Raw genomic sequence first — 10,878 nt, forward strand, 5'->3', positions numbered from 1 at the left:
GGGCGTCCGGGGGCGGCCGGGCCGGCGGACAGGCGCCCCGGTCCGTCCGGATGCCGTCGCCGCCCCGTCCGCTTGTGAGGCGCCGGGGCGAGGGCTACATTTATCGCTTGGGCTTCCGGCTGGGGTGGCCGCAGCCCGCGCACGCAGCGGTCCGCGCCCGGCCGTGGCAGGAGTAGGCATGAGCAAGACTGGCGATTCCAAGAACACCCTGTACTGCTCGTTCTGCGGCAAGTCGCAGCACGAGGTGCGCAAGCTCATCGCCGGCCCGACCGTGTTCATTTGCGACGAATGCGTCGAGCTGTGCATGGACATCATCCGCGAGGAGCATAAGACGCACCTCGTGAAGTCGCGCGACGGCGTGCCGACGCCACGCGAGATCTGCAAGGTCCTGGACGACTACGTGATCGGGCAGGACCACGCCAAGAAGGTTCTCTCGGTCGCCGTCCACAACCACTACAAGCGGCTCGCGCACGGGGCCAAGAGCAACGACGTCGAGATCGCGAAGTCCAACATCCTGCTGGTCGGTCCCACCGGCTCCGGCAAGACGCTGCTGGCGCAGACGCTGGCGCGCATCCTCGACGTGCCGTTCACCATGGCGGACGCGACGACGCTGACCGAGGCCGGGTATGTCGGCGAGGATGTGGAGAACATCATCCTCAAGCTGCTGCAGTCCGCCGACTACAACGTCGAGCGGGCGCAGCGCGGCATCGTCTACATCGACGAGGTCGACAAGATCAGCCGCAAGTCGGACAACCCGTCGATCACCCGCGACGTGTCGGGCGAGGGCGTGCAGCAGGCGCTGCTGAAGATCATGGAGGGCACCGTCGCCTCCGTGCCGCCGCAGGGCGGGCGCAAGCATCCGCAACAGGAGTTCCTGCAGGTCGACACCACCAACATCCTGTTCATCTGCGGCGGTGCCTTCTCCGGGCTCGAGAAGATCATCGCCAGCCGGGGCAAGGGATCGGGGATCGGCTACGGCGCCACCGTGCGTTCGCCCGACGAGCGCCGGACGGGCCAGATCCTGCGCGAGGTCGAGCCCGAGGACCTGCTGAAGTTCGGCCTGATCCCGGAGTTCATCGGCCGTCTGCCGGTGGTCGCCACGCTGGAGGACCTGGACGAGGGCGCGCTGGTCGAGATCCTGACTAAGCCCAAGAACGCGCTGATCAAGCAGTACGGGCGTCTGTTCGAGATGGAGGGCGTCAAGCTTTCCTTCACCGAGGATGCGCTGAAATCCGTGGCGCACCGCGCGATCGCCCGCAAGACCGGGGCACGCGGCCTGCGTTCGATCATGGAGAGCATCCTGCTGGGCACGATGTTCGAACTGCCGAGCCTGGATGACGTGGACGAGGTCGTCATCAACCGCGAGGTCGCCGAAAGCCGCGCCAATCCGCTCTACACCTACAGCAAGCCGAAGGAGCGGGCCGAGACCAGCGCCTGACGCCGGACCGCCGTGTGACGGGCGGTCCGGGATGCGTACCGTCCGGGCCGCACCGCTGCCACGCGTCGAGTTGCGTATGCTTGTTCCCACCCGGTGGGACGCCGATATGTCGGAACGATACATGGGGGTCATCCCCGCCACCGGCGTTGCCGTGCCTACAGTAGGGCGGCCGAACGCCCGACTGTCCTGAAGGAGGTCACCGATGACAGACCGGCCAGACGACTCGGATTCCGACCAGACGCCGCCCGACGACGGCAAGCCCGGCATCGACCAACCCGCGGGCGCCACGCCCGAGACCGACATGCCGGCACGGGCGCCCCGCGCCGCCGGCGAGGCCGATCTCGTGCCCGTGCTGCCACTGCGCGACATCGTCGTGTTCCCGCACATGATCGTGCCGCTCTTCGTCGGCCGGGAGAAATCCGTCCGCGCGCTCGAGGCGGTGATGAAGGACGACAAGCAGATCCTGCTCGTCGCGCAGAAAAATGCCTCGCAGGACGATCCGTCGTCCGACGACATCTACCGCATCGGCACCGTCTCGACGATCCTGCAGCTGCTGAAACTGCCGGACGGCACCGTGAAGGTGCTGGTCGAGGGCGGCCGGCGCGCCGCGATCACCGGCTTCAGCGAGACCGAGCGCTATTTCGAGGCGCATATCAAGCCGCTGGCGGACGAGGGCGCCGACCAGAAGGAGCTGGAGGCGCTCGGCCGTACCGTCGTCAGCCAGTTCGAGCAGTATATCAAGCTCAACAAGAAGATCGCGCCCGAGGTGCTGGTCTCGCTCAATCAGATCGAGGAGCCGAGCAAGCTCGCCGACACGGTGGCGAGCCACCTCAACCTCAAGATCGCCGAGAAGCAGGAGCTGCTGGAGATCGCCCGCGTCGGCGAGCGGCTGGAGCGCGTGTTCGGACACATGGAGTCCGAAATCGGCGTGCTGCAGGTGGAGAAGCGCATCCGCAACCGCGTCAAGCGGCAGATGGAGAAGACGCAGCGCGAGTACTACCTCAACGAGCAGCTGAAGGCGATCCAGAAGGAACTCGGCGAGGGCGAGGACGGCAAGGACGAGACCGCCGAGCTCGAAGCCAAGATCAAGAAGACCAAGCTGTCGAAGGAAGCCCGCGACAAGGCGATGGCGGAGCTGAAGAAGCTGCGCGCCATGAGCCCGATGAGCGCCGAGGCGACCGTCGTGCGCAACTATCTCGACTGGATCCTGTCGATCCCGTGGAAGAAGCGCAGCAAGGTCCGCAACGACGTGGTCGTGGCCGAGGAAGTGTTGGAGGCCGACCACTACGGGCTGGAGAAGGTCAAGGAGCGCATCCTTGAATACCTGGCCGTGCAGTCGCGCAGCCAGAAGATGCGCGGTCCGATCCTGTGCCTCGTCGGCCCGCCCGGCGTCGGCAAGACGTCGCTCGGCAAGTCGGTCGCCAAGGCGACGGGGCGCAGCTTCGTGCGCATGTCGCTCGGCGGCGTGCGTGACGAGGCGGAGATACGCGGCCACCGGCGGACCTATATCGGCTCCATGCCCGGCAAGATCATCCAGGGCATGAAGAAGGCGAAGACGTCGAACCCGCTCTTCCTGCTCGACGAGATCGACAAGCTGGGCGCGGACTGGCGGGGCGACCCGTCGAGCGCGTTGCTGGAAGTGCTCGACCCCGAGCAGAACAGCACGTTCAACGACCATTACCTGGAGGTCGATTACGACCTGTCGGACGTGATGTTCGTCACCACGGCCAACAGCCTGCGCATGCCGCAGCCGCTGCTCGACCGCATGGAGATCATCCGCATCCCCGGCTACACCGAGGATGAGAAGGTGGAGATCGCCAAGCGTCACCTGATCTCCAAGCAGGGCGAGGCCCACAGCCTCAAGCCCGAGGAGTGGAGCATCACCGACGAGGCGCTGCTCGACCTCATCCGCTACTACACGCGTGAGGCCGGGGTGCGTAACCTCGAGCGCGAGATCGCCAATCTCGCCCGCAAGGCGGTGCGCGAGATCGTGACCAAGAAGGCCAAGAAGGTCACGTTCACCCGCAAGAACCTCGAGAAATACGCGGGCGTGCGCCGCCATCGCTACGGCGAGACCGAGAGCGAGGACATGGTCGGCGTCGTCACCGGCCTGGCCTGGACCGAAGTGGGCGGCGAGATCCTGACCATCGAAAGCGTCATGGTGCCCGGCAAGGGCGGCGTGAAGCAGACCGGCAAGCTCGGCGACGTGATGCAGGAGAGCGTGTCGGCGGCACTGAGTTACGTGCGCAGCCGGGCGATCAGCTTCGGCATCAAGCCGACGCTGTTCGAAAAGCGCGACATCCATGTCCACGTGCCGGAAGGGGCGACCCCCAAGGACGGTCCGTCGGCCGGTATCGCCATGGCGACCAGCATCGTCAGCGTGCTGACCGGCATCCCGGTCCGCCGCGACGTGGCGATGACGGGCGAGGTCACGCTGCGCGGCCGCGTCCTGCCGATCGGCGGCCTCAAGGAGAAGCTGTTGGCGGCGCTCCGGGCCGGGATCACGACGGTGTTCATCCCGAAGGACAACGAGAAGGACCTGGCCGAAATCCCGGACAATGTGAAGAAGGCGCTGAAGCTCGTCCCCGTCGCCCATGTGGACGACGTCATCGCCCAGGCGCTGGTCCGCAAGCCCGAGGCGATCGAGTGGGAGGAGCCGCCCGAGCCGGTGGTGCCCGCCAAGCCGGCCGAGGCGCCGGCGCCGCTCGCGCACTGACCGCCGGTCCGCCGGCGCGTGGCTGCGAAAGGCCGGGGCTCGTCCCCGGCCTTTTTCGCATCCGTGCCCCGTCCCGCGCGCGGCGCCGCCGCTTGGCCGAACCGCTATGCATGGGCGATAAGGGGAGGCGTGGGGCGGTTAGCTCAGCGGTAGAGCGTCTCGTTTACACCGAGAGGGCCGGCGGTTCGAACCCGTCACCGCCCACCACGACGATCCCTGTTCAAGGACGCTTGACCGGGGCCGTCGCAGGCCCTACACGCGGCGGCCTCATGCGGGTGTAGCTCAGTTGGTTAGAGCGCCGGCCTGTCACGCCGGAGGTCGCGGGTTCGAGCCCCGTCACTCGCGCCATCTTTCCAGACAATAAGATCGCGCATGCGCCGAATACCGGCGCGCCCCCTTGGCCTTTGGGGCCCGGGAGGGCTAAGGTCCGTGCTGCAGCGCGGTAACGGTGGGCGCATCTGGCGGCCTCGCCGAGCGAGCGTTTGCTGAGGGTCCATCATGCTCGCCAACTACATGCCCATCCTGGTGTTCATCGTGATCGCCGGCGTGATCGGCGCCGCGTTGATCGGCGGCTCGCTGCTGGTCGCCCACCAAAAGCCGTATCCGGAAAAACTGTCGGCGTACGAATGCGGGTTCGAGCCGTTCGACGACGCGCGCCGCCGGTTCGATGTCCGGTTCTACCTCGTCGCCATCCTGTTCATCATCTTCGACCTGGAAGTGGCGTTCCTGTTCCCGTGGGCGGTGAGCCTGTCGCGGATCGGGCTGTTCGGCTTCTTCTCGATGCTCGGCTTCCTTGGCGTGCTGACCGTCGGCTTCATCTATGAGTGGCGCAAAGGCGCGCTGGATTGGGAGTGACCGACATGGATGCACCCGCAAGCAATGCCGTGGCCTGGAACCGCGAGGCGCTTCCCGCCGGGCCGGAGCAGGATGCGGTGGTCCGCGCCATCACCGGCGAGATCGCCGGGCGCGGCTTCGTGGTCGCCAATGTCGACCGGGTGGTGAACTGGGCCCGCACGGGCAGCCTCTGGCCGATGACGTTCGGCCTCGCCTGCTGCGCCGTGGAGATGATCCACGCCTACATGCCGCGCTTCGATCTCGACCGCTTCGGCGTCATCCCGCGCGCCTCGCCGCGGCAGTCGGACGTAATGATCGTCGCCGGCACGCTGACCAACAAGATGGCCCCGGCGCTGCGCAAGGTGTACGACCAGATGCCGGAGCCGCGCTGGGTCATCAGCATGGGCAGCTGCGCGAACGGTGGCGGTTATTATCACTACAGCTATTCGGTGGTACGCGGCTGCGACCGCGTCGTGCCCGTCGACGTCTACGTGCCCGGCTGCCCGCCCACCGCCGAGGCGCTGGTGTACGGCATCATGCAGTTGCAGAAGAAAATACGTCGCACCGGGAGTATCCTGCGTGGCTGATCCGTCCGTCCCCGCGCCCCCGGGGCCGCCTGCGCTGGTGTCGGCGCTGGCCACTGCCCTGCCGGGCAGTCCGTCGGTGCGGATGGAGCATGGCGAGGCGGTGATCGACGCGTCGCCCGAAGGGCTGCCGGCGCTGATGCTGACGCTGCGCGACGATCCACGGCTGCGGTTCGAGCAGGTGATGGACATCTGCGGCGTCGACTGGCCGGCGCGGCCGCAGCGCTTCGACGTGGTCTATAACCTGCTCTCCGTCTCGCTCAATCACCGCGTGCGTGTCGTGGTGCCGGTCGCGGACGGCGCGCCGGTGCCGTCGGTCTCCGACATCTGGCCCTGTGCCGTGTGGTGGGAGCGCGAAGCCTGGGACCTGTTCGGCATCGTCTTCGACGGCAATCCGGACATGCGCCGCATCCTGACGGATTACGGCTTCGACGGGCATCCGCTGCGCAAGGATTTTCCGCTGACCGGCTATGTCGAGGTCCGCTACGACGAGGACCGCAAGCAGGTCGTCTATGAGCCGGTGAAGCTGACGCAGGATTTCCGGACCTTTGACTTCCTCTCGCCGTGGGAAGCGCTGACGACGCTGCCCGGTGACGAGAAGGTGCATGCCGCGCGGCTCGCGGATGCCGGCGCGCCGGCAGCGAAGCCGGCCGAGCTGAAAGGCTGATCGACATGGTCGATACGATGGCTCACGAGGCGATGCGCGACCGCGACCGCATGGAGACCGACGTGCCCGAGCTGGGTGGCGCCGGCGGCACCCGGCGCACGGTCGAAATCGACAGCCACGCGATCAACTTCGGCCCGCAGCATCCGGCCGCGCACGGCGTGCTCCGGCTCATCCTCGAAATGGACGGCGAGGTGGTCGAGCGTGCCGACCCGCATATCGGGCTGCTGCATCGCGGCACCGAGAAGCTGATCGAATACAAGACCTACATGCAGGCGCTGCCGTATTTCGATCGCCTCGATTACGTCAGCCCGATGTGTCAGGAGCATGCCTACGCCCTGGCGGTGGAAAAGCTGCTCGGCGTCACGGCGCCGCCGCGCGCGCAATGGATACGCGTGCTGTTCGCCGAGATCACCCGTGTGCTCAATCACCTGCTCAACCTGACGACCTATGCGCTCGATGTCGGCGCGCTCACGCCCGTGCTGTGGGGGCACGAGGAGCGCGAGAAGCTGATGGAGTTCCACGAGGCCGTCTCCGGCGCGCGGCTGCACGCCAATTATTTCCGCCCCGGCGGCGTCGCGAAGGATCTGCCGGCCGGTCTCGCCGAACGCATCGCGGCCTGGGCCGACACGTTCCCGAAGTTCATCGACGATCTGGAGTCGGTGCTGACCGAGAACCGCATCTGGAAGCAGCGGACCGTCGATATCGGCATCGCGACGCGCGAGGAGGCGCTTGCCTGGGGCTTCTCCGGCCCGTGCCTGCGGGCATCCGGCGTGCCGTGGGACCTGCGGCGCGCGCAGCCCTATGACACCTATGCCGAGGTGGAGTTCGACGTGCCGGTCGGGCGCAACGGCGACTGTTACGACCGCTACCTCGTGCGGGTGCAGGAACTGCGCGAGAGCGTGAAGATCATCCGCCAGGCCCTGGCGAAGCTGCCGCCGGGTCCGATCAAGCTGACCGACCACAAGATCGCGCCGCCGCACCGCGCCGAGATGAAGCGCTCGATGGAGGCGCTGATCCACCACTTCAAGCTCTACACCGAGGGTTATCACGTGCCGGCCGGCGCCACCTATACGGTGGTGGAGACGCCGAAGGGCGAGTTCGGCGTCTATCTCGTCGCCGACGGCACCAACAAGCCGTATCGCTGCAAGATCCGTCCCACCGGTTTCTCGCACCTGCAGGCGATCGAGATGCTGTCGCGCCGGCACATGCTGGCCGACGCGGTGGCGATCATCGGATCGCTGGACATCGTCTTCGGGGAGATCGACCGGTGAGCGCGGACGTGGCCGAAGCGCCGACGAGCTTTGCCTTCGACGCCGAGAGCGAGGACGAGATCGCACGCATCCTGGCGAAATACCCGCCCGGGCGGCAGGCGAGCGGCGTGCTGCCGCTGCTGTATGTCGTACAGCGGCAGATGCGCCGGCAGACCGGCAGCGCCTGGGTGCCGCGCGTCGCCATGGACACGGTCGCAGCCCGCCTCGGCATGGCGCCGATTCGCGTCTACGAGGTCGCGACGTTCTACTTCATGTTCAACACGCAGCCGGTGGGCAAGTGGCACCTTCAGGTGTGCACGACGACACCGTGCTGGCTGCGGGGATCGGACGAGGTCGTCGCCGCGTGCCGCAAGGCGACCGGCATTCATGGCTGGGGCGAGACCAGCGAAGACGGTCTGTTCACCATGATCGAGGTCGAATGCCTCGGCGCCTGCGTCAACGCGCCGATCCTGCAGGTCAACGACGATTTCTACGAGGATCTCGACGCCGAGCGGACGACGGCGCTGCTGGAGGCGCTGCGCCGGGATGCGCCGCCGAAGCCCGGCTCCATGAGCGGCCGTCTCAACTCGGCGCCGGAGGGCGGGCCCACGACCTTGACCGAGGTCGGCGGGACGATGGACGCGGGAGCCGCGGAGTAGGCCATGCTGCACGACAGGGACCGCATCTTCACCAATCTGTACGGCGCGCATGACTGGCGCCTCGCCGGCGCTCGGGCACGCGGGGACTGGGACGGCACCGCGGCGATCCTGGCGCGCGGGCGCGAGGCGATCATCGAGGACATGAAGGCCTCCGGCCTGCGCGGCCGTGGCGGCGCGGGTTTCCCGACCGGCATGAAATGGTCGTTCATGCCGAAGCAGTCCGATGGCCGCCCGGCCTATCTCGTCATCAACGCCGACGAGAGCGAGCCCGGGACGTGCAAGGACCGCGACATCATGCGTCACGATCCGCACAAGCTGGTCGAGGGCGCGCTGATCGCCTCCTTCGCGATGGGGGCGCATGCCAGCTACATCTACATACGCGGCGAGTTCTACAACGAGCATCTCAATCTTCAGGCGGCGATCGACGAGGCGTACGAAGCCGGCCTGATCGGCCGGAATGCCTGCGGCTCGGGGTGGGATTTCGACCTTTATCTGCATCGCGGGGCCGGCGCCTATATCTGCGGCGAGGAGACAGCGCTGCTGGAAAGCCTCGAAGGCAAGAAGGGCATGCCGCGCATGAAGCCGCCGTTTCCGGCGGCCGTCGGCCTGTATGGCTGCCCGACCACGGTCAACAACGTCGAGAGCATCGCCGTCGCGCCGACCATCCTGCGGCGGGGCCCGGCGTGGTTCTCCGCGCTGGGGCGGCCGAAGAACGCGGGCACGAAGATTTTCTGCATCTCCGGCCACGTCAACAAACCGTGCAACGTGGAGGAGGAGCTGGGCATTCCGCTGCGCGAGCTGATCGAGCGCTATGCCGGCGGCGTGCGCGGCGGATGGGACAATCTGCTGGCGGTGATACCGGGCGGCTCGTCGGTGCCGCTGCTGCCCAAGGATATCTGCGACACGGTGCTGATGGATTTCGACAGCCTGCGCGACGTCAAGAGCGGCCTCGGCACCGCCGCCGTGATCGTGATGGACAAGTCCACCGACGTGATCCGCGCCATCGCGCGTCTGGCGAAGTTCTACAAGCACGAGAGTTGCGGCCAGTGCACGCCGTGCCGCGAGGGCACCGGCTGGATGATGCGGGTGATGAACCGCATGGTGGAAGGTCGGGCGGAGCCCGAGGAGATCGACGTGCTGGAGCAGGTGACGCGGCAGGTCGAGGGTCACACGATCTGCGCCCTCGGCGACGCGGCAGCGTGGCCGATCCAGGGGCTGATCCGCCATTTCCGCCCGGTGATCGAAGCCCGCATCGCCGAGTACAAACGGCGCGCGGGCGATCCGCGGCCGACCTATCCGATGGCGGCGGAGTAGCGCCATGGCAAAGGTCACGGTGGACGGCATCGAAGTGGAGGTGCCGAACGGCTCGACGGTGTTGCAGGCGGCGGAGCTGGCCGGCAAGGAGATCCCGCGCTTCTGCTACCACGAGCGCCTGTCGATCGCCGGCAATTGCCGCATGTGCCTGGTCGAGATCGAGAAGGCGCCGAAGCCGGTTGCCTCCTGCGGCTATCCGGTCGCCGACGGCATGGTGGTCAAGACCGATACGCCGATGGTGCGCAACGCGCGTCGCGGCGTGATGGAGTTCCTTCTGATCAACCACCCGCTGGATTGCCCGATCTGCGATCAGGGCGGCGAGTGTGATCTGCAGGACCAGTCGATGGGCTACGGCCTCGGCGCGTCGCGGTATGCCGAGAACAAGCGCGCGGTGAAGGACAAGAATCTCGGCCCGCTCGTCAAGACGGTGATGACGCGCTGCATCCACTGCACGCGCTGCATCCGCTTCGCGACGGAGGTGGCGGGCGTGCCGGAACTCGGCGCGACGGGCCGTGGCGAGAACATGGAAGTCGGCACCTATGTCGAGCGCGCGCTGACGTCGGAACTGTCCGGCAACCTCGTCGACCTGTGCCCGGTCGGCGCGCTGACGTCCAAGCCCTATGCCTTCGTCACGCGGCCGTGGGAGCTGACGAAGACCGACAGCGTCGACGTGCTGGACGCGGTGGGTGCCGCGATCCGCGTCGACAGCCGCGGGCCGGAGGTGCTGCGCGTGCTGCCGCGCATCAACGAGGACGTGAACGAGGAATGGCTGGGCGACAAGTCGCGCCATGCCGTGGACGGGCTGCGCCGCCGCCGGCTGGATCGCCCATGGGTGAAGCGCGACGGGCGGCTGCAGCCGGCGACGTGGCATGACGCGTTCGATGCCATCGCGCGGCGGCTGCGCGGTGTCGCGGGCGAGCGCATCGGCGCGATCGCCGGCAATCTGTGCGACGCGGAAAGCATGTATGCGCTGCGCACGCTGATGGCGCGGCTTGGATCGTCGCATCTCGATTGCCGGCAGGACGGCGCCGCGCTCGATGCGTCGCGGCCGGATTTCTACCGGTTCAACAGCACGATCGCCGGGATCGACACGGCCGATGCGATCGTCCTGATCGGCACCAATCCGCGCCGCGAGGCACCGGTGCTCAATGCCCGCATCCGCAGGCGCTGGCTGCATGCCGGCACGCCGGTCGCGGCGATCGGCACGGCGGCGGACCTGACCTATGGCGTGACGCATCTGGGCGAGGGGCACGCGGCGCTCGCCGCGCTGCTGGCCGGCGAGGGGCCGTTCGCCGAGACATGGTCGAAGGCGCAGCGCCCGATGGTGATCCTGGGGCAGGGCGCGCTGGTCGGGGCGGACGGCGCCGCGGTGCTGGCGGCGGCGTGGCGGCTCGCCGAGCGCGGCGGGGCGCTGAC

General features: G+C 67.6%; 9 protein-coding genes and 2 tRNA genes. All 11 read left to right on the forward strand.

Annotation, left to right across the window (positions count from 1 at the left end; all coding sequences use genetic code 11):
- The first annotated feature begins 178 nt into the window (after positions 1–178).
- Positions 179–1,438: an ATP-dependent Clp protease ATP-binding subunit ClpX gene (gene clpX / locus B8460_RS06275; RefSeq protein ID WP_048860729.1), complete on the forward strand. Its 1,260-nt coding sequence runs from the start codon at positions 179–181 to the stop codon at positions 1,436–1,438.
- A 301-nt stretch (positions 1,439–1,739) separates the two neighbouring features.
- Positions 1,740–4,154 carry an endopeptidase La gene (gene lon, locus B8460_RS06280; RefSeq protein WP_048860736.1) on the forward strand — a complete coding sequence of 805 codons (2,415 nt, stop codon included), beginning with the start codon at positions 1,740–1,742 and terminating at the stop codon, positions 4,152–4,154.
- Positions 4,155–4,286: 132 nt separating this feature from the next.
- Positions 4,287–4,361, forward strand: a tRNA-Val gene (locus B8460_RS06285).
- 64 nt (positions 4,362–4,425) lie between these two features.
- Positions 4,426–4,502: transfer RNA gene (locus B8460_RS06290), tRNA-Asp, on the forward strand.
- A gap of 150 nt (positions 4,503–4,652) precedes the next feature.
- Complete coding sequence (locus B8460_RS06295) at positions 4,653–5,009, forward strand: NADH-quinone oxidoreductase subunit A (RefSeq protein ID WP_048860730.1); 357 nt, start codon at positions 4,653–4,655, stop codon at positions 5,007–5,009.
- Between the two features lie 5 nt (positions 5,010–5,014).
- The gene (locus B8460_RS06300) at positions 5,015–5,575 is read left to right on the forward strand and encodes a NuoB/complex I 20 kDa subunit family protein (RefSeq protein ID WP_048860731.1); all 561 of its coding nucleotides are present in this window, start codon (positions 5,015–5,017) and stop codon (positions 5,573–5,575) included.
- Positions 5,568–6,239 carry an NADH-quinone oxidoreductase subunit C gene (locus B8460_RS06305; protein ID WP_048860732.1) on the forward strand — a complete coding sequence of 224 codons (672 nt, stop codon included), beginning with the start codon at positions 5,568–5,570 and terminating at the stop codon, positions 6,237–6,239. The genes B8460_RS06300 and B8460_RS06305 overlap by 8 nt, the downstream gene beginning before the upstream one ends.
- A gap of 50 nt (positions 6,240–6,289) precedes the next feature.
- A complete protein-coding gene (locus B8460_RS06310; RefSeq protein WP_241771126.1) occupies positions 6,290–7,510 on the forward strand; it encodes an NADH-quinone oxidoreductase subunit D in 1,221 nt (406 codons plus the stop codon).
- Positions 7,507–8,148 carry a complex I 24 kDa subunit family protein gene (locus tag B8460_RS06315; RefSeq protein ID WP_048860733.1) on the forward strand — a complete coding sequence of 214 codons (642 nt, stop codon included), beginning with the start codon at positions 7,507–7,509 and terminating at the stop codon, positions 8,146–8,148. Before B8460_RS06310 ends, B8460_RS06315 begins: the two co-directional genes overlap by 4 nt.
- 3 nt (positions 8,149–8,151) lie before the next feature.
- Positions 8,152–9,462, forward strand: a complete 1,311-nt coding sequence (gene nuoF, locus B8460_RS06320) for an NADH-quinone oxidoreductase subunit NuoF (RefSeq protein WP_048860734.1) — start codon at positions 8,152–8,154, stop codon at positions 9,460–9,462.
- Positions 9,463–9,466: 4 nt separating this feature from the next.
- A partial coding sequence (gene nuoG, locus B8460_RS06325; protein ID WP_048860735.1) for an NADH-quinone oxidoreductase subunit NuoG occupies positions 9,467–10,878 on the forward strand: 1,412 nt, incomplete at its 3' end.

It is taken from the genome of Acidisphaera rubrifaciens HS-AP3 (assembly GCF_000964365.1).
Taxonomy (GTDB): domain Bacteria; phylum Pseudomonadota; class Alphaproteobacteria; order Acetobacterales; family Acetobacteraceae; genus Acidisphaera; species Acidisphaera rubrifaciens.

Bases quoted from the DNA above. Each gene is read 5' to 3' on its own strand.
- clpX (WP_048860729.1), top strand. From the start codon at position 179: ATGAGCAAGACTGGCGATTCCAAGAACACCCTGTACTGCTCGTTCTGC.
- lon (WP_048860736.1), top strand. From the start codon at position 1,740: ATGCCGGCACGGGCGCCCCGCGCCGCCGGCGAGGCCGATCTCGTGCCC.
- B8460_RS06295 (WP_048860730.1), top strand. From the start codon at position 4,653: ATGCTCGCCAACTACATGCCCATCCTGGTGTTCATCGTGATCGCCGGC.
- B8460_RS06300 (WP_048860731.1), top strand. From the start codon at position 5,015: ATGGATGCACCCGCAAGCAATGCCGTGGCCTGGAACCGCGAGGCGCTT.
- B8460_RS06310 (WP_241771126.1), top strand. From the start codon at position 6,290: ATGGAGACCGACGTGCCCGAGCTGGGTGGCGCCGGCGGCACCCGGCGC.
- nuoF (WP_048860734.1), top strand. From the start codon at position 8,152: ATGCTGCACGACAGGGACCGCATCTTCACCAATCTGTACGGCGCGCAT.